General features: G+C 36.1%; 24 protein-coding genes. 18 read left to right on the top strand and 6 right to left on the bottom strand.

What is annotated here, in order from left to right; all coding sequences use genetic code 11:
• Nucleotides 1-55: 55 nt before the first annotated feature.
• Entirely contained in the window at nt 56-469 is a 414-nt protein-coding gene (locus EG339_RS16585) for a DUF6157 family protein (protein ID WP_123871062.1), read from the bottom strand.
• A gap of 383 nt (nt 470-852) precedes the next feature.
• Here EG339_RS16585 and EG339_RS16590 point away from each other — a divergent pair, with 383 nt between their 5' ends.
• Entirely contained in the window at nt 853-1,203 is a 351-nt protein-coding gene (locus EG339_RS16590; protein ID WP_123871063.1) for an RNA recognition motif domain-containing protein, read from the top strand.
• A 138-nt stretch (nt 1,204-1,341) separates the two neighbouring features.
• Nucleotides 1,342-2,088: a hypothetical protein gene (locus EG339_RS16595; RefSeq protein ID WP_164466451.1), complete on the top strand. Its 747-nt coding sequence runs from the start codon at nt 1,342-1,344 to the stop codon at nt 2,086-2,088.
• A gap of 111 nt (nt 2,089-2,199) precedes the next feature.
• Here the strand turns inward: EG339_RS16595 and EG339_RS16600 are convergent, their stop codons facing one another.
• A complete protein-coding gene (locus EG339_RS16600) occupies nt 2,200-2,694 on the bottom strand; it encodes a BlaI/MecI/CopY family transcriptional regulator (protein ID WP_123871065.1) in 495 nt (164 codons plus the stop codon).
• A gap of 9 nt (nt 2,695-2,703) precedes the next feature.
• On the bottom strand, nt 2,704-3,306 hold the full coding sequence (locus tag EG339_RS16605; RefSeq protein WP_123871066.1) for a phosphatase PAP2 family protein: 603 nt from the start codon (nt 3,304-3,306) through the stop codon (nt 2,704-2,706).
• Nucleotides 3,307-4,084: 778 nt separating this feature from the next.
• On the opposite strand from EG339_RS16605, the gene pdhA reads away from it, so the two are divergent.
• The 10 genes from pdhA (at nt 4,085) to EG339_RS16655 (ending at nt 14,976) form a co-directional block, all read left to right on the top strand.
• The gene (gene pdhA, locus EG339_RS16610) at nt 4,085-5,086 is read left to right on the top strand and encodes a pyruvate dehydrogenase (acetyl-transferring) E1 component subunit alpha (RefSeq protein WP_123871067.1); all 1,002 of its coding nucleotides are present in this window, start codon (nt 4,085-4,087) and stop codon (nt 5,084-5,086) included.
• A gap of 85 nt (nt 5,087-5,171) precedes the next feature.
• The gene (locus tag EG339_RS16615) at nt 5,172-6,770 is read left to right on the top strand and encodes a pyruvate dehydrogenase complex dihydrolipoamide acetyltransferase (RefSeq protein WP_123871068.1); all 1,599 of its coding nucleotides are present in this window, start codon (nt 5,172-5,174) and stop codon (nt 6,768-6,770) included.
• A gap of 111 nt (nt 6,771-6,881) precedes the next feature.
• On the top strand, nt 6,882-7,550 hold the full coding sequence (locus tag EG339_RS16620; RefSeq protein WP_123871069.1) for an ABC transporter ATP-binding protein: 669 nt from the start codon (nt 6,882-6,884) through the stop codon (nt 7,548-7,550).
• 13 nt (nt 7,551-7,563) lie between these two features.
• A complete protein-coding gene (locus tag EG339_RS16625; protein WP_123871070.1) occupies nt 7,564-8,142 on the top strand; it encodes a murein L,D-transpeptidase catalytic domain-containing protein in 579 nt (192 codons plus the stop codon).
• Between the two features lie 18 nt (nt 8,143-8,160).
• Nucleotides 8,161-8,838, top strand: a complete 678-nt coding sequence (radC, locus tag EG339_RS16630) for a RadC family protein (RefSeq protein ID WP_123871071.1) — start codon at nt 8,161-8,163, stop codon at nt 8,836-8,838.
• Nucleotides 8,835-9,746, top strand: coding sequence for a hypothetical protein (locus tag EG339_RS16635; protein ID WP_123871072.1), 912 nt, complete (start codon nt 8,835-8,837; stop codon nt 9,744-9,746). The genes radC and EG339_RS16635 overlap by 4 nt, the downstream gene beginning before the upstream one ends.
• A gap of 108 nt (nt 9,747-9,854) precedes the next feature.
• Nucleotides 9,855-10,751: a phytanoyl-CoA dioxygenase family protein gene (locus tag EG339_RS16640; RefSeq protein ID WP_228459636.1), complete on the top strand. Its 897-nt coding sequence runs from the start codon at nt 9,855-9,857 to the stop codon at nt 10,749-10,751.
• Between the two features lie 36 nt (nt 10,752-10,787).
• Nucleotides 10,788-11,300 (top strand): DUF7935 family protein, encoded by a 513-nt coding sequence (locus EG339_RS16645; RefSeq protein ID WP_123871074.1) that lies wholly within the window; start codon nt 10,788-10,790, stop codon nt 11,298-11,300.
• 17 nt (nt 11,301-11,317) lie between these two features.
• Nucleotides 11,318-11,929, top strand: coding sequence for an inorganic pyrophosphatase (locus EG339_RS16650; protein ID WP_123871075.1), 612 nt, complete (start codon nt 11,318-11,320; stop codon nt 11,927-11,929).
• 320 nt (nt 11,930-12,249) lie between these two features.
• Nucleotides 12,250-14,976 carry a sodium-translocating pyrophosphatase gene (locus tag EG339_RS16655; RefSeq protein WP_123871076.1) on the top strand — a complete coding sequence of 909 codons (2,727 nt, stop codon included), beginning with the start codon at nt 12,250-12,252 and terminating at the stop codon, nt 14,974-14,976.
• A 108-nt stretch (nt 14,977-15,084) separates the two neighbouring features.
• Here EG339_RS16655 and EG339_RS16660 read toward each other — a convergent pair whose 3' ends face one another.
• Nucleotides 15,085-16,224, bottom strand: coding sequence for an aminotransferase class I/II-fold pyridoxal phosphate-dependent enzyme (locus tag EG339_RS16660; protein ID WP_123871077.1), 1,140 nt, complete (start codon nt 16,222-16,224; stop codon nt 15,085-15,087).
• A gap of 227 nt (nt 16,225-16,451) precedes the next feature.
• Between EG339_RS16660 and EG339_RS16665 the strand changes: the two genes are divergently transcribed.
• The 4 genes from EG339_RS16665 (at nt 16,452) to EG339_RS16680 (ending at nt 20,025) form a co-directional block, all read left to right on the top strand.
• Nucleotides 16,452-17,492 carry a M28 family metallopeptidase gene (locus tag EG339_RS16665; protein WP_123871078.1) on the top strand — a complete coding sequence of 347 codons (1,041 nt, stop codon included), beginning with the start codon at nt 16,452-16,454 and terminating at the stop codon, nt 17,490-17,492.
• 198 nt (nt 17,493-17,690) lie between these two features.
• Nucleotides 17,691-18,053, top strand: coding sequence for a VOC family protein (locus tag EG339_RS16670; protein WP_123871079.1), 363 nt, complete (start codon nt 17,691-17,693; stop codon nt 18,051-18,053).
• 99 nt (nt 18,054-18,152) lie between these two features.
• Nucleotides 18,153-18,653, top strand: coding sequence for an endonuclease V (locus EG339_RS16675; protein ID WP_123871080.1), 501 nt, complete (start codon nt 18,153-18,155; stop codon nt 18,651-18,653).
• Between the two features lie 196 nt (nt 18,654-18,849).
• Nucleotides 18,850-20,025: an acetyl-CoA C-acyltransferase gene (locus EG339_RS16680; protein WP_123871081.1), complete on the top strand. Its 1,176-nt coding sequence runs from the start codon at nt 18,850-18,852 to the stop codon at nt 20,023-20,025.
• A gap of 430 nt (nt 20,026-20,455) precedes the next feature.
• On the opposite strand, the gene EG339_RS16685 is transcribed toward EG339_RS16680, so the two are convergent.
• Nucleotides 20,456-23,794 (bottom strand): DEAD/DEAH box helicase, encoded by a 3,339-nt coding sequence (locus tag EG339_RS16685; RefSeq protein ID WP_123871082.1) that lies wholly within the window; start codon nt 23,792-23,794, stop codon nt 20,456-20,458.
• A gap of 176 nt (nt 23,795-23,970) precedes the next feature.
• On the opposite strand from EG339_RS16685, the gene EG339_RS16690 reads away from it, so the two are divergent.
• Both EG339_RS16690 and EG339_RS16695 read left to right on the top strand, forming a co-directional pair.
• On the top strand, nt 23,971-24,768 hold the full coding sequence (locus EG339_RS16690; protein ID WP_123871083.1) for an SDR family oxidoreductase: 798 nt from the start codon (nt 23,971-23,973) through the stop codon (nt 24,766-24,768).
• 66 nt (nt 24,769-24,834) lie between these two features.
• Nucleotides 24,835-25,749, top strand: a complete 915-nt coding sequence (locus EG339_RS16695) for a helix-turn-helix domain-containing protein (protein ID WP_123871084.1) — start codon at nt 24,835-24,837, stop codon at nt 25,747-25,749.
• Between the two features lie 167 nt (nt 25,750-25,916).
• On the opposite strand, the gene EG339_RS16700 is transcribed toward EG339_RS16695, so the two are convergent.
• Entirely contained in the window at nt 25,917-26,534 is a 618-nt protein-coding gene (locus EG339_RS16700; protein WP_123871085.1) for a GNAT family N-acetyltransferase, read from the bottom strand.
• Nucleotides 26,535-26,587: the final 53 nt, after the last annotated feature.

Raw genomic sequence — 26,587 nt, forward strand, 5'->3', positions numbered from 1 at the left:
GGTTTTTCAAAAGAATAGTATTTATTGATCTTAAGAGAATTATTCATTTTCTCAATCATTTTCTTTTGGAGCGCATTGCTTTTGTTTTTGTGATGCCGGGATCTTTTAACAGTTTTTGATATTCTTCGCTTTCCATAGGGTACAGAGCTACTTTTCCTTCCTTATTATGATGAAATCCAAATCCAAATCTTTTGGCTAGCGGAGAGGCCCTGAGGCAGGCTTGACCTTTGGAAAAGAATAGCTCTCTTTCCTTTTGCTTTTCATTTTCTGAAATATCATTCCTGATAGCATAGCATTCAAAAATAATATCATCGGAAGTGTATTGGTAAGGATTTCTGCTGATCTTTTCGTATTGGAGATTAGCTAATGTTTTTTCTTTTTTTTCGGAAGGGATTTGCGCCCGGGAAACTGGGCAGTCTTCTGCAACTTCTATAAAAGTATTGATGTAATTGGTGGTGTGCTGTTTCATGATAAAAATCCGATATAATACTTATAAATATACTATTATTCTATATATTCTGAAACATTATTCAGTTAGTTACCTTGTATAATAATGAGCTGTTACTTATTTTTTATAATTACTCAAAGAGTGTTTTTATTATGTTAACTAACTTTAACTTTTTAATGATTTTTTACTGTATAAATTTGATTATCAGTATTTTAAAATTAATAATGAGCGGTTTTTTAAATTTAAATTCAAACTAAAGTGAGAAAGAGGTAAAAAAAAGCTTTGATTTGAAATTTTTAATTGTATCTTGCATACGTTTATATTTGGAATCAATATTTGTTCATTAATTTATGTTGTTTTTCTTTTATATACCAAATTTTTATTAATTTTTTAATTTATTCAAAATGAACATTTTTGTTTCAAACATCAATTACGCAACTAAAGAGTATGAGTTGCACGATCTATTTGCAGAATTTGGTGATGTATCATCAGCTAAAATCGTTACAGACAGAGAGACTGGCCGTTCTAGAGGTTTTGGTTTTATCGAAATGGGTGATGAAGAAGGAAAGCAAGCTATTGACGCTCTTAACCAAAAAGAATTCAACGGAAAAACATTAAACGTATCTGAAGCTAAACCTAGAGAAGAGAAGCCAAGAAGAAGCTTCGATAACAACAGAGGTGGAGGTTATGGAAACAACAACAGAGGAGGTGGTTACGGTAACAACAACAACCGTGGCGGCGGAAATCGTTGGTAAAAATATAAAGCGGCTTTTAAGCCGCTTTTTTTATGGAATTTAATTTTCAGTAAATCATTCAATTAACCATTTATGGAGGTTCTAACCATATTTTGGCACAGTTTTAGAAAATCCTCAATCAATCAAAAAGTAATCGTAATGAAAAAACATTTATTAACATTAATGATGGCGTTTGGCGGATTATTGTTGAACGCACAAAATATTTATAATGGCCAGACGCTGGAACAGGACAGAAAATATTGGTCAAATAACAACAGTTACTATCTGATATTTCAAAATGACGGTAATCTGGTTTTGTATAACAGAGCAGGTGCTTCGATCTGGGATGCCAAAACTACAAACAGGGGTGTAAAAGCTATTTTTCAGGAAGATGGTAACCTGGTTGTTTATACACCGGGGAATGGTGTAGCATTCAGTACCAATACCAATGGGAGAAGAGCCAATAAATTAACGGTTCAGGATGATGGTAACCTTGTGGTGTATAATAGGTCTAATCCTTTATGGGCTTCAAGAGATGGGCGGATAAACGTAAATAATAATGACCGATATGGACGTGGATATGTAAATAAAGGTTACAGATTCCGTACAGGGGATAAACTTTATTCTGCCGACGGAAGTTATTATTTGTCTTTCCAGGGTGATGGAAATCTGGTACTATCCAGCAGAAACGGTAATGCTATCTGGGCTACAGGAACCACCAATAAAGGAAGCAGAGCTGAATTCCAGAATGATGGAAACCTGGTGGTATATGATTCTTACAACAAAGCTGTGTGGAGCTCAAACACATCCGGTATAGAAGTAAACAAGCTTATCGTTCAGAATGACGGAAACCTTGTCATTTCTAGTGATTATTCTCCTATTTGGAGCACTGGAACTCAGAGGTAATTTTTCAATTACAGATAAAAAAATAGGCCGTCTTTCAGATAGCCTATTTTTATTGGGTTGCTTTCTGCTTTTAGTATCTAAGCATTTTCATCATAAATTACTGAACGATTACTATGAATCTTTTTTCTTCTTTTTCTTTTTATCCTTATCTTTTTCTTTATCCTTTCCTTTTGCTTTCTTCTCTTTTTTAGGACTCAGAATATCATTTGCATATTCAAATGTCGGTTCTTCAGCCTTTGCAGGTTTAATTTCAATTTTAAGATCAAAATACCCTTTAAGATCATCCTGTGAAATTAATTTCTCGATGAATAAAAAGTCCAGAATTTCTTTTCCGGAATCATTGAAAAAGTTGTGGGAAAGTTCTTTCAGCAGGAATTTTTTATATTCTTCTAAAGGAACAAGCACTGTATATTTGAATATTCTTCCTTCTTTTACAGTAGAGAGATATCCTTTTTCCACTAGTATTTTAAGGTAGGTAGATACCGTATTCTGGTGTGGCTTAGGTTCCGGATGCTGCTCCATAACGTCCTTCAGATAGAAAGATTCCATTTTCCAAAACAGCTTCATAAAGTTTTCCTCTGCGGAAGTAAGATGATTAATTTTCATATAAAAATTCTAATGTTGAAATTGTATATTGCAATAAAGGTAAATAAAAGATACCATAAAAGCTATTCCAGCTCCCATAAATACTTCTTTTACCGTATGCATTTTTAAAATAATTCTGGTAAGACCTACCAGGCTGGCAATCCCGAGCCATACAAGACCTATTTTCCAGTCCAAGGTGAAAAATAATGCGGCTACAAATATATTAAATGCAGTATGCATAGAACTTTTAATGAAAAAATTGCTGATCTGAAGGGCAAAAAGAAGGATTAAAATAAAAAGCAGAACCAGATCAATATATCCATTTCTGATATAATTGAAAATAAGATAAATAATAAGACAGGTTGCAATAAATACATATAGGGTTTTTCTCTGAATCCGGTTGGAAACATCCATATTGGTATACCTTCCGGTTTTTACATTCCATACCAGCCAGATAACAACCGGTGCAATAATCATTAATAATAAAGGAAAAAAATAAACAAGAGATTCCTTAAATGTGTACTCCCTGGCACTCATATAGACAAAAAAAATAATCAGAGAAACCAGTGGATTGAAGAAATCTGAGATAACCCTTGATGTTTTATGAAAAAGCGAGGACTTTTTTTCTTCCATATTTAAGTTTAAAAGTCAAATATAAGATTATAAGCCCAAAAAACAAACGAATACAAGATGATAGACCAGTTTTTAAGATGCTGAAAATGCAGATAAGTATTGATGAACGTTAATATGTAAAACTTTTCTTCTGTTTTTGTTGAAGATAATACGTCTTATTCCTGTAAATTTTTAATTTTAATTACTTCAGTTTTTAAATTAGGAATAGGTGTAATTTTCCATTGTTATTTTTGAAATGTAAGACAAATAGGGGATGATTAATGTTATAATATATAATGAATAGAATCTGTTTATTTGTTAGAGTGGAAAAATTCAAAGTAGCTGAGGGAATTTTATGACAGATCAGAAATAGAAGGTGATTAAAGCTGAAGCCGCTAAATTGTATGGTAATTCTGTTATAATATAGAAAGTTGAACTTTAAAACCTACAGAATTTTACCACAAAAGGAGGTATTAAAATACCCAAAAGATATGTTAACAATAATTAAAGATAGGAAAAAGAAAGGCAATAAAATGTAATGTTTTTTTGCTGTCCTGCTCATCAATTATTTCAGGGAGGCTATACTGGCAGGTTGATTTCTTAGATATTGCAATAAGAAAAAGATAGGCAGAATACTGTTTTATAAACGTTTCTCAGGTTCGAAAATTAAGAATAATCCGGTCCGCCTGCAAATAGATTTTAGAGAAAAAACGAAAAGTTACTTATGCATACAATAAAAACAAAGTTTTTTTCATAATTTTGCTCAACTATTTCATCATAAAAAAGCAAGAGCTAACACATGAAAGAATTTTCTAAAGAGGTATACCTGAAGTGGTATGAAGATATGACAATGTGGAGAAGGTTTGAAGACAAATGCCGTTCTCTTTACCTAAAACAAAAGATCAGAGGATTTTTACATTTGTATAATGGTCAGGAAGCAATTCCTGCCGGATTTACACATGCTATGGATCTTACCAAAGACAGTATGATTACTGCTTACAGATGCCACATCCATCCAATGGCGATGGGAGTAGATCCTAAGAGAATTATGGCTGAACTTTGTGGTAAAGCTACAGGTACATCCGGAGGGATGGGTGGATCTATGCACATTTTCAGTAAAGAACACCGTTTCTACGGAGGTCATGGTATTGTTGGAGGACAAATTCCATTGGGAGCAGGTATTGCTTTTGCAGATAAATATTTTGACAGAAAGGCTGTAAATATTTGTTTCTTCGGGGATGGAGCTGCCAGACAGGGTTCATTACATGAAACATTCAATATGGCGATGAACTGGAAACTTCCTGTAGTATTTGTGGTAGAAAACAATCAGTATGCAATGGGAACTTCTGTAAAAAGAACTGCCAATCACGAAGATATCTATAAATTAGGATTAGGGTATGAAATGCCTTGTCTTGCTGTAGATGCAATGGATCCGGTAAAAGTGGCTGAAGCTGCTTACGAAGCTATTGAAAGAGCAAGAAGAGGAGATGGCCCAACATTCATTGAAGCAAGAACTTACCGTTACAGAGGTCACTCTATGTCTGATGCTGAGCCTTACAGATCTAAAGAAGAAGTAGCTATTCACAAGAATGATGACCCAATTGAATTGGTGAAGCACAGAATCCTTGAAAACGGATGGGCTACAGAAGCTGAATTGGAAACCATAGATAATAAGTCAAGAGACTTTGTTGAAGAGTGTATCGAATTCATGGAGAACTCTCCATATCCTGATCCTGAGAAAATCTATGAGTATGTATATGCTCAGGAAGATTATCCATTCTTAGACAAATTAGAAAACTAAAAAAATAAAAATTAATTTGAAATTTGAAGTTTGAAATTTCTGAAATCTCAAATCTCAAATCTCGGATCTCAAATCAATATAGATTATGGCAGAAGTAATTACGATGCCCCGCCTTTCGGATACTATGACGGAAGGTAAAGTGGCGAAATGGCATAAAAAAGTAGGAGATAAAGTAAAGGAAGGAGATATTTTAGCTGAAATTGAAACTGATAAAGCAGTTCAGGATTTCGAATCTGAAGTAGAAGGTACTCTTTTATACGTTGGTGTAGAAGAAGGTGCTGCAGCTGCTGTAGACTCTGTTTTAGCAATTATCGGTAATGAAGGAGAAGATATTTCAGGATTAACAGGTGGGGCTGCTGCTCCCACTGCAGGTACTGAAGAAAAGAAATCAGAAGAACAGCCTAAGGCAGAAACTGTGGAAACTGCTTCAGCAGAAGTTCCGGCAGGAGTAGAAGTGATTACAATGCCAAGACTTTCTGATACAATGACAGAAGGAAAGGTAGCTAAATGGCACAAAAATGTGGGTGATACAGTTAAAGAAGGTGATCTTCTTGCTGAAATTGAAACAGATAAAGCTGTTCAGGATTTCGAATCTGAATTCAATGGTGTATTATTGAAGCAGGGTGTAGAAGAAGGAGGTGCCGCTCCGGTTGACAGTGTGTTGGCTATTATCGGCCCTGCAGGAACAGATGTTTCAGCTGTAGGAGCTCCAAAAGCTGCTGCGGTATCAGAAAAGCCAGCTGAGCAAAAAACAGAAGCTAAAACTGAAGAAAAAGCTGCTCCGGCGGCTAATACTTTATCTTCTGACAGAGTGGCAATTTCTCCTCTAGCTAAGAAAATGGCTCAGGAGAAAGGAGTTGATATCAACAGTGTTCAGGGTTCGGGAGAAAACGGAAGAATCGTTAAGAAAGATATTGAAAATTATCAGCCGGCTGCCAAACCAGCTGCTTCTTCAGCTCCGGCTGCAAGTGCTGCTGCTCAGGTTGCTGTAAGCTTCGTTCAGGGAGAAGATACAGAGACGCCAAACTCACAGGTAAGAAACGTTATTGCGAAACGTCTTTCTGAAAGTAAGTTCTCTGCTCCTCACTATTATCTGATGGTTGAGATCAATATGGATAAAGCTATTGAGGCGAGAAAAGAAATCAACTCTATCCCGGATACGAAGATTTCATTCAATGATATGATCATTAAAGCAACAGCTATTGCATTAAGAAAACATCCGCAGGTAAATTCAAGCTGGGCTGGTGATAAGATCATTCACAGAGGGAATATCAATATTGGCGTGGCAGTAGCTATTCCAGACGGATTAGTAGTTCCTGTATTGAAAAATACTGATCAGATGTCTTACACTCAGATCTCTGCAGCTGTAAAAGATATGGCTTCAAGAGCTAAGAACAAAGGTCTTAAGGCTAATGAAATGGAAGGATCTACATTCTCTATTTCTAACCTTGGAATGTTCGGAATTGAGACATTTACAAGTATCATCAACCAACCTAACTCTGCTATCCTTTCAGTAGGAGCTATTATCGAGAAACCAATCGTTAAGAATGGTCAGATTGTAGTAGGAAATACAATGAAACTTTCATTAGCATGTGACCACAGAGTGGTAGACGGTGCTACAGGAGCTCAATTCTTACAGACGTTAAGAACTTATTTAGAAAATCCATTAACTTTGTTACTGTAATTTCTAAAAGATTTATACTAAAACCTCCCGATCGGGAGGTTTTTTGTTTTAATATCAATATTGTTGTGATAATCTGTTGTAAAATCGACAATATGTTACTATTTTTGAATCATGATTAAAGCAAGAAATATCCATAAATCTTATGGGAATTTAGAAGTACTGAAAGGAGTTGATATTCACATCAAAGTAGGAGAAGTGGTTTCTATTGTAGGAGAATCCGGAGCGGGTAAATCAACATTGCTTCAGATTTTAGGAACTTTGGATCATCCCACTCAATCCGGGAAATATGATACTGAAATTGAGATTGCCGGAGAATCATTTATTAACATGAATGATAAGCAGTTATCAAAATTCAGAAATCAGAATATCGGTTTTGTGTTTCAATTCCATCAGTTGCTTCCTGAGTTTACTGCTTTGGAAAATGTTTTGCTTCCTACCAAAATTGCAGGAGCTAATGAAAGAGAAGCTATTGAAAAAGCATATGCTTTATTTGAGGACCTTAAAATTGAACAACGACTGAATCATAAGCCCAACCAGCTTTCCGGTGGAGAAGCGCAAAGGGTAGCCGTTGCAAGAGCTTTAATCAATTCGCCAAAAATTATTTTTGCTGATGAACCTACGGGAAATCTGGATTCAAAAAATGCGGATGACCTTCACAGGCTGTTTTTTGATCTTCGAGATAAGTATAATCAGACTTTTGTGATTGTTACCCACAATCCGAATCTGGCTGAAATTACAGACCGTAAGCTCGTTATGAAGGATGGAATGATTATAGAATAGCTTTCTTATACAGATGATGAGAATCTTTATCTTCTTTTTTATACTTTTACTTTCCTGTTCAAAAGCCGAATCGCAACAGGCAACGTTGTTTGGAATACCTGCATCTAAAATTTCAGAAATTAAAGAATTTGTTAAAGGTAAAGATTATAATCAGGAGCTGGCTGTTTTTATTAACTTTAAAATCCCATCAGGAAAATACAGGTACTTCATTTATGACCTCAGGAATAATAAAATTGTACAAAAAGCTATTGTAGCTCATGGCTCAGGATCTGTAATTTCAGGTTCAAATGCTTTGAAGTTCAGTAATGTGGAAGGTTCCTATCAGTCATCTCTTGGAAAGTATGCAATCGGAAGCAGTTATATTGGACAATTTGGAAAAGCTTACCGTTTAAAAGGACTTGATTCTACCAATGATAATGCAATGCAACGGGCTATTGTTCTTCATTCTTTCAGCAGTGTTCCTGATATGGAATCTGAAAAGCCAACCTGCCTCAGTCTTGGCTGTCCCATGCTTTCGGTGAATGCATTTAAAGAAACGGCAAAATACATTGATAAATCAGAGAAACCTATTATCTTATACACTTTCTATTAATTTTTTATACTTAATTCTATGTCCTTAAAATTTCTTGCAGAAGACGATAGACCACGGGAGAAGTTCTTACAAAAGGGTAAGAATGCACTTTCCGATTCTGAGCTCTTAGCCATTATTATGGGAAGTGGAAGCAGGGAAGAGAGTGTATTAGAATTGGCCAGAAAGATTTTAGCATCTGTAAACAATAACTGGCATCAGCTAAGTCTGCTTTCCGTTAAGGATCTTACGAAGTTTAAAGGAATAGGGGAAGCTAAAGCTATTTCTATCATTACTGCTTTGGAAATAGGCAGGCGAAGAGCAGGACAGGAAATTCAGGAACGACCTGTGATCGGGAACAGTCATGATGCCTATTCTATCCTGAAAAATCAGTTGTCAGACTTAAGAACAGAAGAATTCTGGGCTATTTTTATGAATAACAGCAATAAAGTGATACATACTTCACAACTCACCCAAGGCGGAATCAGCCAGTCTATTGTGGATGTAAGAGTGCTGTTCAAAACAGCTCTTGAAAACTTTTCAACAGGAGTTATTATTGCACACAATCATCCTTCAGGAAGTATGAAGCCAAGCAAAGAAGATCTTAATATTACCCAAAAAATAAAAGAAGCTGGTAAAGTATTAAGTATTCAGCTTTTAGACCATATTATCATTACACAGCATTCATACTTTAGTTTTTCGGACGCAGGATTATTATGATAAGAAGATTGAAATACCATGAAATTGATTTTGTAAAATATTCTCAGTGTTTAGAAAATTCTGAACAAAGAAAATACTCTGCAACAAAAGACTTTTTAGATATAACAGCACCCAAGCAATGGGAATTACTTGTATATAATGATTATGAAGCTGTAATGCCCGTTCCTTTTGTAAGAAAATATGGAGTAAAAATCGTTCATAATCCTAAACTGTGCCAGCAATTAGGGGTCTTTTCCATTAAAGATGATGTGAATTTAAATGAACAGTTTTTAGATTATCTGGATACTCACTATCTGATAAGAGCTTATCCTTTTAATGATGTGAATAAGCTTCGTACCAAACTCAGAATAAAGAAGAATTTCCTGATCTATCCTGAGACTTATGAAAAAGTATATGCCAGGTATTCGCCTAAAAGAAAACGTAAATTAAGGCTGGATGAAGAAGTTTTGAAGCATTCAGAAGTAAAGACGGTTTCTTATGATGAAGTGAAATCTTTTATAGAATCTAATATCATAGGATTAGATAAGGAAAGTGATTTGGCCGGGTTTATGAAGATTTATGAAACATCCTACCGCTTGAAATATCTGCGCTTTTTAGCTTTTTATTATCACAATAGAATCATCAATGTTATTGCTACGTATTCGGATTGTAATATGGTTGCACTTTTAGGAAACTTCAGCGATAAGGAATATATAAAACTGTCTGGTGCTTCCGTTTTGATAGACCAAATGCTTAAAGAAACAATAGATACTCATATTTTTGATTTTGAAGGTGGAGACATCCCAAATATTGAAGAATTTTTCAGGGGATTCCGTCCTGAACTCAGACCGTATGGATTTATAGAAAGTTCCAAGAAAGACCTTTTCAAAAAATTAGGCTCTTTACTTTTAAAAGGAAGGCTTTTTTAATGATAAAAAGCATTGTTTAGATTAGTTCTAATTTAGTGTAATTCCGTATCTTTATAAACAATAATAACCGTTATGTTACAGCAAATTCGTAATTATAAATTGTCATATATGCTTTATAATTTATTTAAAAAAAGTAAGTTAAAGCACAATATTCCATTATACAGAAAGTACGGGATCAAAAAGAACTATTATTCACCTATTTCAAGTAAAGACTTTGCCCATCTTCCTCAAACTGAAAGATGTATTGATGAGGAAAAGCTTTCGTCCACAATTTTTTTTAAAAATTTATCTGATGAGAATAAGGAAAGTGCCCTTCATTATGATGATAACGGGTATATGATTCTGAGAAATTTTATCAGTCCGGAAGCAGCAGAAAATGTTAATACGGAAATTGAGAAACTGATGAAAGACGGAACGTTAAAATTCCGCTATGGTGGAAAGCTTATGTTTGCCATTCATCATTCTGAAATTATCAGAAATATTGCTAGTGATAAGAACCTGCTGGAGTTTCTGTCTGTTTTGTTGGATGGCAAGGCTAAACTTTTTCAAAGTATTAACTTTATTAACGGGAGTCAGCAGAAAACCCATTCAGACAGCATTCATATGACAACATTCCCGCTGGGTGGGCTTTTAGGAGTGTGGATTGCTCTGGAAGATGTGGATGAAAACAATGGTGCGCTACATTATATTCCCGGAAGCCATAAATTACCTTATTTTCTAAACTCTGATTACGATAATGAAGGAACAGCGTTAAAAATTGGAAAAAAAAGCTATAAGGCTTATGAAGAATTTCTGGAAAATAAAGTCAGAGAATTAGGTTTGAAAAAAGAAATTTTCAGAGCTAAAAAAGGAGATATGCTGATCTGGCATGCCAATATTCTTCATGGCGGAGAGCCTCATACCGATAAAAACAGAACCCGCAAAAGCCTCGTATATCACTTTTTTGATGAAAATAGTGTATGCTATCATGAAGTTACACAAAGACCCGCATTATTTGAACTGTAATATCAGAAAATATTAGTAATTTTGCATCCTAAAATTATGACGAGTCTTTCAGGATATCTACCATATGCATTTGCATTAATTATTGCAATTCCTTTTCTGGTTTTGCTTAGACAATTTGTACACTCGTATATTACCCTTAAAAACCAGGAACTCAAATTACTTACCGTGAAGTCGAATTCAGAGAATAAAGCACATTCTTACGAGAGAATGACTTTATTTCTGGACAGAATAAAGCCTTCCAACCTGATTCAGCGATTTGATAAAGGATTAGCTGTTCATGAGTTCATTTTCCTTACAGAAAAAGCGATCAATGAAGAATTTGAATATAATTCTTCCCAGCAGCTCTATATAACGAAGAATTCCTGGAAGAATATCGTAGACTCTAAAAATGCCGTTATAGACCTGCTTCATAAAACTTATGACGGATTGAAAGGGGAAGTGATGCTGGATGAATTCAAAACCATCTTCATCATGAACTATATGGAAAGCAATGATTATGTTGCTGAAACAATAGAAGATTTAAGAAAAGAAATTTTAATAATAACTTAAAAAATAACAGATAAATAATGATTCCAAATTTTAAAGCACATCCATGGCACGGAATTTCTGCAGGAGAAGATGCGCCAAATGTTGTAAATGTATTTGTGGAGATTGTTCCTTCAGATACTATTAAATATGAAGTAGATAAAGAGACAGGATATTTAAAAGTAGACAGGCCCCAGAAATTCTCTAACATTATCCCTGCTTTGTATGGTTTTGTTCCAAGAACATACTGTGATCAGGAAGTGATGAAACTTGCTATTGAAGCAGGTGCTACAGATGTGACAATGGGAGATCATGATCCGCTTGATATTTGTGTTTTAAGTTCTCACAATATCCATGCCGGAGGTTTATTGATGGAAGCTATTCCAATTGGTGGTTTTAAAATGATAGACGGTGGAGAAGCTGATGATAAAATTGTAGCAGTAATGATTAACGACCATGCATTCGGACATTTCAGAGATATTACTGAATTACCGGAAGCAGAAGTTAAAAGATTGATGCACTATTTCTTAACATACAAAAACTTACCGGATGAGCCTGCAAAATGCAGAATTCAGGAGGTTTACGGTGCTGAACATGCAAGAAAAGTGATTAAAGCTTCTCAAACAGACTACGCAGATAAATTCGGAGGATAATCTCTGCGATTGTAAATAATATAAAAGGATAAACGGGAAACTGCTTATCCTTTTTTTATTGTAATAAAATAAAGTTTTCCCTAAAGCAAAACACATTTTAATACTCTTAAAGTCTTAATCATCATTAGTGGTTTGACAATCGCAATATGTTCTTGTTTTAAGTGCTTTTACAATGGATTTTAATCTACATAGCCTAAAAGAATTGTGATTCATATTCAATGTTCTTTTTGCTTGGAATGATAAAGTACATGATTTTTTTAATGCTTTGATGGTAATTATTTATTATATTTATTTTTCTATTACCAAAAAAATATTAAACTATGGATCTATTTGTGTTAGTGCCAATTTTTGGTGTGTTAGCTTTGCTTTATACATTTCTTCAGAGCAACTGGGTGAGTAAACAGAATGCCGGAAATGAAAAAATGAAAACAATCAGCGGACATATTGCTGATGGTGCTATGGCCTTCTTAAAGGCTGAATATAAAATCTTAACCTATTTTGTTGTTGTTGTGGCCATTCTCCTGGCAGTAATGGGATCCAGTAATGCGAATTCACACTGGAGTATAGGACTTGCTTTTGTAGTAGGAGCTATTTTTTCGGCCACAGCTGGTTTTATAGGGATGAAAATTGCAACCAAAGCCAATGTAAGAACTGCAGAAGCTGCAAGAACTTCATTATCCAAAGCCCTCAAAGTTTCTTTTACAGGAGGTTCTGTGATGGGAATGGGCGTAGCAGGACTTGCCGTATTAGGGTTAGGAGCCTTATTTTTAATTATTAAACAGATTTTCGCACCGGAAGCCACTGTAGATTCCCACGAAATGGAAAGAACCATAGAAATCCTTACCGGTTTTTCCCTGGGTGCTGAATCCATTGCTCTTTTTGCAAGAGTGGGTGGTGGTATTTACACAAAAGCTGCAGACGTTGGAGCTGACCTGGTAGGAAAAGTAGAAGCCGGAATCCCTGAAGATGACCCAAGAAATCCGGCAACTATCGCAGATAATGTGGGGGATAATGTAGGAGATGTTGCGGGGATGGGCGCCGATCTTTTCGGATCTTATGTAGCTACGGTACTTGCTACCATGGTCTTGGGAAGAGAAACAATCTCTGATGACGCATTCGGAGGTTTTGCACCGATTCTTTTACCGATGCTGATTGCAGGAACAGGAATTATCTTTTCAATGATAGGAACTTTATTTGTTAAAATTAACGATAATGAAGGTTCGTCCACTTCCAGCGTACAAAATGCATTGAATTTAGGAAATTGGGGCAGTATTGTAATTACAGCCATAGCTTCTTATTTTCTGGTTACTTATCTTCTTCCTGAAAAAATGGTTTTGCGAGGCCATGAGTTTACTAAAATGGGAGTATTCGGAGCCATAATGGTTGGGCTGGTTGTAGGGACTTTAATGAGTATTATTACAGAATATTATACAGCAATGGGAAAAAGACCGGTTTCCAGTATTGTGAGACAGTCTTCAACCGGTCATGCCACCAATATTATCGGCGGACTTTCTGTAGGAATGGAATCAACATTACTTCCTATTATAGTACTTGCAGGAGGTATTTACGGCTCTTATCTGTGTGCCGGATTATACGGGGTTGCCATTGCTGCTGCCGGAATGATGGCTACTACAGCCATGCAGCTGGCTATTGATGCCTTTGGGCCGATTGCAGATAACGCCGGAGGTATTGCTGAAATGAGTGAACTTCCTAAAGAAGTCCGTGAAAAAACAGATATCCTGGATGCAGTAGGAAATACAACAGCTGCTACAGGAAAAGGATTTGCTATTGCTTCAGCAGCATTAACAGCACTGGCTTTGTTTGCAGCCTTTGTAGGAATTGCAGGCATTGATGGCATTGATATTTACAGAGCAGATGTTTTAGCTGGTCTTTTCGTTGGCGGAATGATCCCTTTCATATTCTCTTCATTAGCTATTACAGCTGTTGGACAGGCAGCCATGGCCATGGTAGAAGAAGTAAGGAGACAGTTTCGTGAAATTCCAGGTATCTTAGAAGGAAAAGCACAGCCGGAATATGAGAAATGTGTGGCCATTTCTACAGATGCATCCATCCGAAAAATGATGTTGCCGGGAGCTATTGCGATTATTTCACCACTGCTGATCGGGTTTATCTTTGGGCCTGAAGTATTGGGCGGTTTCCTTGCCGGAGCTACTGTAAGTGGGGTACTCATGGGAATGTTTCAGAATAACGCCGGAGGAGCATGGGATAATGCAAAAAAATCATTCGAAAAAGGGGTTGATATCAATGGACAGACCTATTATAAAGGGTCAGAACCTCATAAAGCTTCCGTAACAGGAGATACGGTGGGAGATCCTTTTAAAGATACTTCCGGACCATCAATGAATATCCTGATTAAACTGATGTCTATTGTTTCATTGGTAATTGCACCCACCTTAGCTGTGCTGCATAAAGATAAAATTGAAGCCAATAGAAAAGCAAAAATTGAAAGCTTAACCGGAGTTGCGGGTATTGTTTCAGCATCATCAGATCTTAAGGCTCCAATTGTTCCCGGGGAAGTGAAAGGGCATCTAAATGAAAGCGGAGATTTTGTATACGAAACCGGGAATCTGCAAAAAGTAAAACTGAAAGGCGGAAAAACAATCGAGTTGGGAGAAACAAGCCAGTTGTATCAGCTTTATAATGCGGTTAATCAAAAAGATAAGACCATTTTGGACCCTAATAAATGGTACACCATTGAAAATCTTTATTTTGAGACAGGATCAAGTGATCTGAAAGCAGGCTATGAACTCCAGCTAAATAGTATCGCAGAAATCTTAAATGCTTATCCAGATCTGAAAATAAAATTAGGCGGATATACTGATAATAGCGGTAACGAAGAAAGCAATCAGAAGCTATCCAACCTGAGAGCTCAGACTGCAAAACTGAAGCTGTTGGAATTAGGAATCTCAGCAGATAGGATAGAAGCTGAAGGATATGGTTCACAACATCCGGTTTGCGAAGCCAATGATACTGATGAATGTAAAGCCAAAAACAGAAGAATTGATGTAAGAGTCCTAGCTCTCTAATCAAATATTAATAGATAATAGGAAAGCATCGCAATAGCGGTGCTTTTTATGTTTATTAAATCATTACACAACAAGGTTTATAAATACAGTTATGAAAATTATTCTGGGTTAAAGATGCTTTCTCAGGTGCTCCAATGCCCGGATAATCACTTCATCTTTTTTAGCAAAACTGAACCGGATGTAATCTGAATTCTGTCTGGAGTTATAAAAGGCAGAAAGCGGCAGACAGGCCACCTTTTTATCAATGGTCAGCCACTTTGCAAACTCTACATCAGTCATTGTCTTTGAAATATTTCTGAAATTAACAATCTGGAAAACGCTGCCCTCAGCCTCCTGTTCAGTGTGAAGAGGAGTATCTTTAACCATTTGATTAAAAATATCCCGTTTGCGTTGCATTATTGCTTTGTTTTCTGAAGGATCAAATACTTTCAGATACTTTGCCAGGGCATATTGAGCGGGGGCATTGGCACTATAGGAAATATACTGCTGATGGCTTCTGAATAAAGCGGTTAATTCTTCGGAGGCCAGCATATAGCTTACTTTCCATCCGGAAGTATGAAACATTTTCCCGAATGAAAAAATACAGAAAGTTCTGTTTCTGAGTTCAGAATGGATAAATGAGCTGTAATGTTCCGCTTCATCAAAACAGTAAGTATCATAGATCTCTTCTGAAATTAAATAGATTTCCCGGTTGCTTATCAGTTCATACAAGTGTTTCCAATCATTCTGTTTCCATATTTTTCCGGTTGGATTTTGCGGGGAATTGACGATAATTGCTTTGGTCTTTTCAGAAATACAGCCTTTAAATTTATCCCAGTTTATTGTGAAATCAGATTCCAGATCATAATAAACAGGAACTCCTCCATTCATTACAACCGCAGGAGCATAAGTATAGTAACAGGGCTGAATGATAATAACTTCATCACCTTGATTTAAAATAGATTTAAGTGCGGTATATAAAGCAAAGGTTGCACAGGGAACAATGGAGATTTCATTGGCTTTTAAAGAAATACTGTTTTTCCTTTTTATATTAAAATTAATGATATTCTTAATCAATAAAGGATTTCCTGCCAGAGGTTCATAATGATGGATATCAAGATCTGCAGCTTCTTTTAAAAAAAAATTCAGACGTTCATCAATATCAAAATCCGGCAGGCCCAGCGAAAGATCATAGCTTCCGTGCTTTAAGGCCAGTTCAGACATCTCTGTAAAAAATGAATAATGAGTAAATTCTTGAATTTCTTTCATCTATTTTGCATATCGGTTAAAAATAATAAAAAAATGATATTGTATTGATTTTATTTTTTTTAATGTGATAAAATTAATTTGTTTATGCTTATTTACTTCATAAAGTAAAATAGGGTAACAGCTTATACGATTTATATGCCTGGATCTTTGAAATTTCTTCACAGCATATTCTCCCACATATATTCCGTATTCAATAAAAAATGTTATTTTTAAGAAATTTATTCTGTATGAAAAAACTACTTATTCCGTTATTTGTCCTTGCTTTGATGTCGAGTTGTGGAACCGCCCAGGTTGCTGATGGTGTATCTGCAAATCCTGTTGCTGTAAAACATGATAAAGCGTTTGCCAATGCCTACAAGATGATTAAGGCAGAAGATTTAAAGAAAAACCTGTATGTTATTGCTTCAGACGAGATGGAAGGCAGAGATACAGGAAGCAAAGGCCAGAAGAAGGCGGGAGAGTATATTGTTAATTATTATAAAAGCTTAGGAATTTCATTTCCGAAAGCTCTTGGTTCTTATTATCAGAAAGTTCCTTCAGATTTTATGAAAAAAAGAGGAGGTGGTAACCTTCCGGACTCTGAAAATATTCTGGCTTTCATTGAAGGAAGTGAAAAACCTGAAGAAATTGTAGTGGTTTCTGCACATTATGACCATGTGGGGACAAAAAACGGAGTAGTATATAACGGAGCTGATGACGACGGAAGTGGTACGGTTGCTGTAATGGAAATGGCTAAAGCCTTCCAGGAAGCTAAAAAAGCAGGGAAAGGTCCTAAAAGATCTGTCCTTTTTCTTCATGTAACAGGAGAAGAGCACGGGCTGTTTGGTTCAGAATATTACACTGATAATCCTGTTTTCCCATTGGCTAATACCGTTGTTGACCTTAATATCGATATGATTGGACGCGATGATCCGGACAACAGGGGAAAACAATATGTTTATGTGATTGGCTCCGATATGTTGAGTTCTCAGCTTAAAATAATTAACGAGGCTGCCAACAAGAAAACCAACAACCTGGAGCTGAACTATAAATATGATGATCTTAACGATCCTCAACAGCTATATTACCGTTCAGACCATTATAACTTTGCCAAAAATAATGTTCCTGTAGCATTTTTCTTTGATGGAATTCATGAAGACTACCATAAGCCAACGGATGATCCGGATAAAATAGACTACAAGCTATTGGAAAAGAGGACTCAGCTTATTTTTACTACAGCATGGGATATTGCCAACAGAACAGAACGAATTGTGGTAGATAAAAAATAACAATACTGGTTCAACCAGATGAAGGTGCAAAGTTTTGTGGATTCAGAATAAATTTTGAGAAACATATCTTTGCACCTTTGTCATTTTCAATAATTAATTTTGCAACTTATGCATATAATAATTCGTGAGGCAATACTTGAAGATATTCCGCAGATTCAGGTCATAAGAAATTCTGTTAAAAAAATAAAATAAAATAAAATGAGATCACAATTTAAATCCATCAGACCTTTTATTGGGGCACAGAACTTTGAGATCAGCAGAAGCTTTTATAAAGATTTAGGATTTGAAGAAATAATCCTTGAGCCTAAGCTCTCCCTGTTTATACGGGAAGAAACAGGATTCTATCTTCAGGATTATTATGCAAAAGATTGGGTGGACAACACCATGATTTTCATGGAAGTTTCCAATACAGATGTATTCTGGAATGAACTCTTAACCTTAGGACTTACACATAAATATGAAAATGTAAGGCTTACTCCTGTAAGAACTATGAATTGGGGGAAAGAGTGTTTTGTTCATGATCCGTCAGGAATTTTATGGCATTTCGGTGAGTTTTTTTAATGTGGGGACAGGTTTTTCTGAAATCACTATTCATGAGTTTTATAAACTTTTTGCTTACTATTGATAGATGGTTTATCTTGGCTGTATAATTAGACCAACATGATTTACGCGTTTGATACTTACTATTACGATGACTATGCCAATACTGTTTGTATTGCATTTCAAGACTGGGCATCCGAACGGGAAGTGGAAGTTTTTACAGAGCAGACTTCCATCAGTTCTGGATACGAAAGCGGAGCCTTCTATAAAAGAGAACTGCCATGCATTCTGAGCTTACTCAATAAAATAGTGCTAAAAGAAGATGATATCATCATTGTTGACGGATATGTTACGCTGGATAATGATGGAAAAATAGGATTAGGAGGACACCTTTATGAAGCCTTACAGGAAAAACATCCGGTAATAGGAATTGCCAAAAATGAATTTACAACACCAGATTCCCAAAGAAGAAATGTATTGCGTGGTAATAGCAAAACACCGCTTTTTGTAACGGCAAAAGGAATAGATGTAGACCAGGTCAGGATAAAGGTAGAACAAATGCATGGCCCTTATAGAATTCCTACATTACTGAAAAAACTGGATCAGCTGAGCAGAGAATAAGAATGAGGCAATGTCAAAAAGAAGTCAATTTTACTAAATACTTACAAACCTATAAAGATGGAATATCAAGTTTCATCTTTTTTTATATATAAAATATACCGATAGGTATATTTTACTATATTTGTATGGACCGTAGAAAAAAGAATTTTCAAAATCAATAATATACCGAATGGTATTTTTAAATAAAAATAAAACTATGAAAGAAGTATTCATCATTGCCGCAAAAAGAACTCCTATTGGAGGTTTTATGGGAAGTTTATCGGGTTTTACAGCTCCACAGCTGGGCGCTATGGCTATACAGAAAGCTTACGAAAGTGCATTGGTTTCCCCGGAGAATATAGACAGTGTTTATTTGGGAAATGTATTAAGTGCTGGAGTTGGACAGTCACCAGCAAGACAGGCTGCCATCTTTTCAGAAATTCCGGTAGATAAAGATGCAACTACAGTTAATAAAGTATGTGCTTCAGGAATGAAAGCTGCAATAATAGGAGCACAACAGATTCAGCTTGGATTAGAAAACTTGGTTATGACAGGTGGAATGGAGAGCATGAGTAATGTGCCTCACTATAACTATTTGCGGAAGGGCTGGAAATTGGGCGATACCCAATTCACAGATGGACTCATTAAAGATGGGCTCTGGGATGTGTATCACAATTTTCACATGGGAAGTGCTGCGGAGTTAGGTGTCAAAAAATATGGCTTGACCAGACAGGAATTGGATGATTATGCTCTGATGTCCTATAAAAGGGCTCAGAAGGCTGCTGAGAATAACAAATTTAATAAAGAGCTTTTTAGCATCTCAGTAGAAGGGAAAAGAGAAACTGTTGTTATAGAAAGAGATGAAGATATTGATAAACTTATTCCTGAAAAGATTTCCCTGCTAAAGCCAGCTTTCGAAAATGATGGTATGCTGACAGCTGCGAATTCCAGCAATCTTAATGATGGGGCAGCAGCAGTATTGTTGGGTTCTTCAGAAGCTGTAAAGAGATATGATCTGAAGCCAATAGCCAGAATTATAGCATATGCTGATGCAGCTCAATCCCCGGAATGGTTTACGACTTCTCCATCAGTGGCAATTCAAAAAGTTCTGAAAAATACAGGGCTTATTCTATCTGATATAGATTATTTTGAGATCAATGAAGCATATTCTTCTGTGATTTTATCCAACCAGAAGATTCTCGGTTATGATTTGGATAAAGTAAATGTGTATGGCGGTGCTGTAGCATTGGGACATCCCATTGGGGCCTCAGGAGCAAGGATTATGACAACCTTAATAAATGTATTGCGCCAGGAAGGAGGAAAATATGGTATTGCCGCGATTTGCAATGGAGGTGGTGGAGCATCAGCCATTCTTATTGAAAATTTGAATTAAGTAGCATTAGACAGTGTTTTACCATAATCAATAGAATCACATCAACATCATCTAAAGAAAGCCATTAGAACAATAATGGATATAACTTACCGATAATTATGTGCTTGTTTAATCTTATTGCTTCTTCCTAATATAAATATCTCTAAACTGACAAATCTCATTAAATTATTATTTTTATTAATTCTAAATAAATATAAATTTGTCTCAATAAAAATTTAGACCTATAAAAGGCTCTTTTACTGATTTAGTGCATGCTAAAAACAGTGAATACAGAGGATAAATCTGTTTAAAGTTATAAGGAAAGAAAAATAAGACACATATCTAATCATATCCATATCAATTTTTGTTTTTTGCCGACAGATTTTATCTGTCGGTTTTGTTCTGTGAATTCTTAATCTTTTAAAATATCTTAAATGGATTATACTTCCCATTATTTCTGATCAAGGATATCCAGAAGGTCCTGCCTTGAAAATCCCTGGAATTGAGTACCGTCAGTTTTGAGAAGGTTTTGAGCCAATACAGTCTTCTTCTTCTGAAGGGTAAGTATTTTTTCTTCCACCGTGTTAGAACAGATCATACGGACAGCAATAACATTTTTAGTCTGCCCAATACGGTAACTCCTGTCAATGGCCTGGTTTTCGGTAGCAGGATTCCACCATGGATCAACCAGGTAAATGTAATCGGCCTGCGTAAGATTAAGTCCTACGCCGCCGGCCTTTAAGCTTATCAAAAATACACGGACCTCTTCATTCTCCTGGAAATTAGCTACCTTATTTCCCCTGTCTTTAGTTTGTCCGGTAAGATATTCAAAAGGAATTCCGTGACACTCCAGTTCCGTTTTCAGTAAGTCCAGCATTCCTACAAACTGAGAGAATACAAGGATTTTATGGTCTTTTGATTTTCCAAGAATCTGTTCCATCAGAATCTCAATTTTAACGGCATGTTCCCCGGAATATCCTTCTTTAATCAATGCTGGCGAGTTACAGATCTGTCTGAGCCTTGTAAGGCCTGTGAGAACGTGCATGGTGTTTTTATTAAGATCATCATCATCATTAGCTGCAATGAATTCCCGAAGCTCTTTTTCATAAGCATCATAAATCTTACGTTGTTCCGTATTCATTTCACAATAAATGACAGTTTCCGTTTTTTCAGGAAGTTCTGTGGCTACCTGTTTCTTCGTTCTGCGTAGAATAAACGGCTTTATTTTCTGCTGAAGCTCCGTTGCCCGTTTGCTGTATTCAAATTTATCAATAGGAATAGCATAAATATCTTTGAAAGATTGTTGGCTGCCTAATAATCCGGGGCAGGCAAATGAAAGCTGGCTGTAAAGGTCAAAAGTACTGTTTTCAATAGGAGTTCCTGTTAAAACAATTCTGTTCCTGGCCTGTAGAAGCCTCGCTGCTTTATATCTTTCGGAGTTAGGGTTCTTAATGGCCTGGGACTCATCAAGGAAAATATAATTGAAATGAAAAGCCTTCAGAAACCGGATATCTGAAAGCAACATTCCATAACTGGTTAGAACAACTTCATAATCTGACAGATGGGTATTTGTTTTTTCCCGGTTCGGGCCATAATGGAGTAAAATCTTTAGTGAAGGGGCAAACTTGCTGATCTCCTCTTGCCAGTTGAAAAGCAGGGACGTAGGAACTACTACAAGATTAGTGGTATGCCCGCGTTTTTCCCTTTGAGAAAGCATAAATGCTATGATCTGAAGGGTTTTTCCCAACCCCATATCATCAGCAAGGCAGCCGCCGAAGTTGAAACTGTCGAGGAAATTAAGCCAATTTAATCCTTCATGCTGATAATCTCTTAACCTGGCATTCAATTCAGAAGGAATATTGACCCGGGGAATATTTTTACCAGTTAGAAACTGCTTGGAATAGGTGGTAATTTCATTCTGAACCTCAATGCTCATTACTTCTTTTTCAAAGAGGGAAGAGACTTCTGTAAAATTAATTTTCGGAATCTTTAACAGCTCTTCATCAATTTCTCCGGCTTGAAAATAAGAAGCGATCTTATCCATCCATTCTTCAGGAAGAATACCCAGGCTGCCGTCATCCAGCTGTACGAATTTACTTTTATTTCGGATTGTCCGGTGAAGCTGTTTCAAAGTAGCTTCTTTCTGGCCAAAACCTACCTTTAACTTGGCATTGAACCAATCCAGTCCGCTGGTAATTTGAATGTTGATCTTAGCACGGTGGGGATTAAGTTTGTTGTTTTTCAGCTCATTAAAGCCTAATATAGTGATATTTTCATTCCGCCATGCTTCAAATGCATCTAAGAACCAGTTTTCATCAAGGAATTTATCCCTGTGAAGATAGAAATACTGATAGCCATCCATCTGTTCTTCAAAATCAGGATGCTGCTGCATTACCAAAGAGGTAAAACGGGCTTCTAAGGAATCGTTTCTTTCTATTCTAAATGGATTTCCATTCTGATCGGTATCGAAAATCTGCTTTCTGGAATATACCGGAACCTCTACTTCTCCGTACTTCATAACAGGAGTAATTCCAATATAATTTTCCTGCTGACGAAGATAAATGACTCTTTCTATGTGGAAATTCTTTTCTTCAAGCTGTACTTTCGTTGCAGATTGTATATAGCTGTAATTGATTTGTATACGTTCTTCTAACTTAGACAGGATTTGCTGCAGGAAACCTTCATATTTTGAAGAATGAATGAGTAAAATCTCATTGTTTGCCTTAAAAAATCTGATAACCCTCAGCAAATCAGGATGATCTATAAAGCTGAATGTCTTATTGTTATATACAAAATATTCATTTCTGATAACCACATTCTTAAATGGAATGGCTGCACCATTAAACAGAAGTTCTCCTGTGATTTCGAAGAAAGGATCTTTCTTAAATACAGATAGTTGTATGTCTGCATCTAAAGTATTAAGTGTAACGGGTATCAGTGATTTTACGGAAACAGTTTCTGCAATTTCGCGATCATGATAATATACATCCAGATCAAGGGGATTTTTTACAATGAGCTTTAAAGCTTCCAGTTCAGCCGAATTATAATCTTCATTGTAATTGTTTTGAAAAGAAGAAATCGCGGTATAAAATTTTATATCCAGGGGCTTCTCGGCTTTCCATATCAGCTGCATTGCATCTACAGAAGTAACCGGATTTTTTATTTTCCCTGTTTGTGTGGTTTCTGCTTCCATAAGAGAGAATACCAGATGATTGTAGTAACGGTGATTACCAATTACCAATATCTGCTTTTTATCAGTTTCAAGTGTCGCCAGTGCATCCAGTTTGGATGGAGTTTGGGGCAGAAGGTCTCTCTGGAGTAATAGTTCGTCTATGGGAAGCATTTCCTTGATCTTAGGCAATATTTCAAGCTTTCCTGCTGCTAATTCCAGCTGAAAATACTGGTCAAGGTCTGGTTCATTTTCTAATCCATATGCTTTTGCTTTAGATAACAATGTTTTCTTACGGAGCATATCATCAAAGAAGATCCGGTAATTCTTCTCTTCCAGAATACAGTGGATGATTTCTGCCTGATGGGTACAAAGTTTTGCCTGAGGATTATTGCATGTACAGGTGCAAAGCAATGAATTGCCTATATGGCTTATTGAAACAACAGGAAATTGCTGTAATGGAAGTTTTTTTGTGAAAATTCCTGTATTATTTTCAATGGCAATGGGATAGATTTCACGAAAATCAGTGATTCCAATAAATGAACTTTCTGCAGTATGATTTAACAGGTCATACACGGAAAGTGTGCTGATATTGATGTTTTCAAGAATATATTCTGCCATAAAAATTGATGGAACAAACTTACAAAAAAACGATAAGAAAATATTAGGCGCAGTTAATCATAGTGTTATAAATTATATAGCCATAAAGTCCATTTTGGCTACAGTTTAGCCCGTTTTGGCAACTCTTATCTTTTTTCTGATGCGGAACTTTGTCCTGTAATTTTAAACAGAAAAAAATGAAAACAATTTTTATAACAGGAGCTTCTACAGGATTAGGTAAAGCAACTGCACAATTATTTCAACAGAAAGGATGGAAAGTTATTGCCACAATGAGAAACCCTGAAGCAGCTTCAGATCTTGCTTCTCTGAATAATGTAACAGTACTTCCTTTGGATGTTACCCAACCGGAGCAGATCCAGAGAACCGTAAAACAGGCATTGGGTTCAGGGGATGTGGATGTTGTTTTTAATAATGCCGGTTATGGCCTTTTAGGACCTTTGGAAGCTTTAAGTGATGAACAGATCGTAAGACAGCTTACTACTAATTTATTAGGTACAATTCGGGTTACCCAGGAGTTTATTCCTTATTTCAGGGAGAAAAAGAATGGGATCTTCATTTCTACAACATCAATTGGCGGTCTGATGGCTTTTCCTCTTAATTCAATTTATCATGCTACAAAATGGGCTTTGGAAGGATGGAGTGAAAGTATGGCTTTTGAACTGAATTCATTTGGAATTGATATTAAAACAGTTTCTCCCGGCGGAATTAAGACCGATTTTGTGAGCCGTTCCCTGGATACAGCAACTAGTCCTGCTTATGAAGGAATAATGAATTCCCTATATTCCAGAATGGAAGGCATGATGGAAGTTGCTTCTACACCGGAACAGATTGCTGAAGTTGTTTATGAGGCTGCAACAGATGGTAAAAAACAATTGAGATATGTAGCTGGTGAGGATGCGAAAGCTTTGTATGCACAGCGTCTGGAAATAGGTGCGGAAGCATTCAGAGAGCAGTTAGGTAAACAGTTTTTGTAATTGTATTGCTTAGATATTGTGCGGGTTAGCTTGTTTTTTAAATCAAAAAAATAATACCTTTATAGTATGGAAAAGAATGAAAATGCTCCTTTGAAAATTTCATCCATATCGGAACTGCATAGTTTAGTAGGGTTATCAGGCCCTCTTCATCCATTGGTAAGCTTAGTGGATAATACAAAGATGTCTGTAAATAAAGAAATGCTGAACAGAAGTTTTGCCCTGAATTTTTATAAAATATCTTATAAATATTCCAGAGTAGGAAAGATGGGATACGGGCAAGGGTATTATGACTTTAATGAAGGAGGTATGATGTTTACAGCTCCAGGCCAGATTCTTTCTACAGATGAGAATGCGGAATATTGCGGCTATACGTTATTGGTGCATCCTGATTTTATCAGAAGCTATCCTTTCGCAAAGAATATTAAGAATTTCGGGTTCTTTTCTTATGATACCAATGAAGCCCTGCATCTGTCTGATCAGGAAAAGAACATTATAACAGGATTGTTGGACAATATTAAAAATGAACTGAATACAGCCATTGATGAAGTAAGCCAGGATGTAGTGGTTTCTTATATTGAAGTTCTTCTGAACTACAGTAACCGTTTTTATAAAAGACAGTTTATCACAAGAAAAGCGGTAAATAATGATTTGCTGACTAAAATGGATATGGTTCTGGAAAACTACTTTAATCAGGAGCAAACATTAACAAAAGGACTTCCCACTGTTGAATTTCTGGCTTCTGAGCTTCATCTGTCACCACATTACCTCAGCGATATGCTGAGAAACCTTACAGGACAGAATGCCCAACAGCATATTCATGAGAAACTGATTGAGAAGGCTAAGGAATACCTCACTTCCACTAATTTTTCAGTATCGGAAGTAGCATATGCTTTAGGATTTGAACATCCACAGTCTTTTAATAAATTATTTAAAAAGAAAACAGAGCAGACTCCTCTAAGTTACAGGCAGTTATTTAATTAATCATAATCATGCCCAGCCTTTTTTGGCTGGGTATTTTGCTGAGAACTGTCATTTCAAAGAAAATAATCAAAGTAAATGAATCATTGATATAAAAACAGGCATAAAAGCACCTGACTTTTATTGCTGTTTTTTATTTTCTTAATTTTTCTTCCCAGAAGGTTGTTTTTTCAGCTATTTATAGAAATTTCTTTTTCTTTGATCAGGGTTTCAATTTTCTGTTTTGCAGTATTCCATTCATCATCCAGAATACTATAATAAGCTGCATTTCTAGTAGTTCCGTCATTCTGGATTTTATCCTTACGTAAGATTCCTTCAAATACACCTCCTATTTTTTCGATCGCTTTTCTTGATCTGAGGTTGTCATCTTTCGTTTTCAGCTGCACACGGTTGGTTTTTAATACTTCAAAACAGTAGGTAAGCAGCAGTAATTTACATTCCAGGTTAACGACGCTTCCCCAGAATTCTTTGGTGATCCAGGTCCAACCGATTTCTAATTTTTTATCTGAAGGATAGATTTCAAAAAATCTTGTGGAGCCTATCAGTTTTTGGGTTTCTTTGTGCCTGATGACGAAAGGATATTGGTTCCCGTTATCCCGTTCTGATAAAGCGAGTTTATAGTTTTTATAAAATATGGCTTTATCTGAGCCGTCAGTAGGAATCAATGTCCAAAGGTCCTTGTCTGCAGCAGCGGCATACAATTCCTCAAAGTGCTCTTTTTCCAAAGGAATTAGTTCAACATGTGTTCCTTCAAGAATTGTTGGATGTAAGATCCATTTTTCCGTCATAAAAATATTTTTTGATGAGCTAATTTAATAAAAAGCAGAGAATGGATGTATTA

Origin of the sequence: Chryseobacterium bernardetii, from assembly GCF_003815975.1 — a bacterium.
Taxonomy (GTDB): domain Bacteria; phylum Bacteroidota; class Bacteroidia; order Flavobacteriales; family Weeksellaceae; genus Chryseobacterium; species Chryseobacterium bernardetii.

Excerpts from the sequence above, each read along its gene's own strand:
- EG339_RS16585 (WP_123871062.1), bottom strand. The coding sequence starts at position 469 with ATGAAACAGCACACCACCAATTACATCAATACTTTTATAGAAGTTGCA.
- EG339_RS16590 (WP_123871063.1), top strand. The coding sequence starts at position 853 with ATGAACATTTTTGTTTCAAACATCAATTACGCAACTAAAGAGTATGAG.
- EG339_RS16595 (WP_164466451.1), top strand. The coding sequence starts at position 1,342 with ATGAAAAAACATTTATTAACATTAATGATGGCGTTTGGCGGATTATTG.
- EG339_RS16600 (WP_123871065.1), bottom strand. The coding sequence starts at position 2,694 with ATGAAAATTAATCATCTTACTTCCGCAGAGGAAAACTTTATGAAGCTG.
- EG339_RS16605 (WP_123871066.1), bottom strand. The coding sequence starts at position 3,306 with ATGGAAGAAAAAAAGTCCTCGCTTTTTCATAAAACATCAAGGGTTATC.
- pdhA (WP_123871067.1), top strand. The coding sequence starts at position 4,085 with ATGAAAGAATTTTCTAAAGAGGTATACCTGAAGTGGTATGAAGATATG.
- EG339_RS16615 (WP_123871068.1), top strand. The coding sequence starts at position 5,172 with ATGGCAGAAGTAATTACGATGCCCCGCCTTTCGGATACTATGACGGAA.
- EG339_RS16620 (WP_123871069.1), top strand. The coding sequence starts at position 6,882 with ATGATTAAAGCAAGAAATATCCATAAATCTTATGGGAATTTAGAAGTA.
- EG339_RS16625 (WP_123871070.1), top strand. The coding sequence starts at position 7,564 with ATGATGAGAATCTTTATCTTCTTTTTTATACTTTTACTTTCCTGTTCA.
- radC (WP_123871071.1), top strand. The coding sequence starts at position 8,161 with ATGTCCTTAAAATTTCTTGCAGAAGACGATAGACCACGGGAGAAGTTC.
- EG339_RS16635 (WP_123871072.1), top strand. The coding sequence starts at position 8,835 with ATGATAAGAAGATTGAAATACCATGAAATTGATTTTGTAAAATATTCT.
- EG339_RS16640 (WP_228459636.1), top strand. The coding sequence starts at position 9,855 with ATGCTTTATAATTTATTTAAAAAAAGTAAGTTAAAGCACAATATTCCA.
- EG339_RS16645 (WP_123871074.1), top strand. The coding sequence starts at position 10,788 with ATGACGAGTCTTTCAGGATATCTACCATATGCATTTGCATTAATTATT.
- EG339_RS16650 (WP_123871075.1), top strand. The coding sequence starts at position 11,318 with ATGATTCCAAATTTTAAAGCACATCCATGGCACGGAATTTCTGCAGGA.
- EG339_RS16655 (WP_123871076.1), top strand. The coding sequence starts at position 12,250 with ATGGATCTATTTGTGTTAGTGCCAATTTTTGGTGTGTTAGCTTTGCTT.
- EG339_RS16660 (WP_123871077.1), bottom strand. The coding sequence starts at position 16,224 with ATGAAAGAAATTCAAGAATTTACTCATTATTCATTTTTTACAGAGATG.
- EG339_RS16665 (WP_123871078.1), top strand. The coding sequence starts at position 16,452 with ATGAAAAAACTACTTATTCCGTTATTTGTCCTTGCTTTGATGTCGAGT.
- EG339_RS16670 (WP_123871079.1), top strand. The coding sequence starts at position 17,691 with ATGAGATCACAATTTAAATCCATCAGACCTTTTATTGGGGCACAGAAC.
- EG339_RS16675 (WP_123871080.1), top strand. The coding sequence starts at position 18,153 with ATGATTTACGCGTTTGATACTTACTATTACGATGACTATGCCAATACT.
- EG339_RS16680 (WP_123871081.1), top strand. The coding sequence starts at position 18,850 with ATGAAAGAAGTATTCATCATTGCCGCAAAAAGAACTCCTATTGGAGGT.
- EG339_RS16685 (WP_123871082.1), bottom strand. The coding sequence starts at position 23,794 with ATGGCAGAATATATTCTTGAAAACATCAATATCAGCACACTTTCCGTG.
- EG339_RS16690 (WP_123871083.1), top strand. The coding sequence starts at position 23,971 with ATGAAAACAATTTTTATAACAGGAGCTTCTACAGGATTAGGTAAAGCA.
- EG339_RS16695 (WP_123871084.1), top strand. The coding sequence starts at position 24,835 with ATGGAAAAGAATGAAAATGCTCCTTTGAAAATTTCATCCATATCGGAA.
- EG339_RS16700 (WP_123871085.1), bottom strand. The coding sequence starts at position 26,534 with ATGACGGAAAAATGGATCTTACATCCAACAATTCTTGAAGGAACACAT.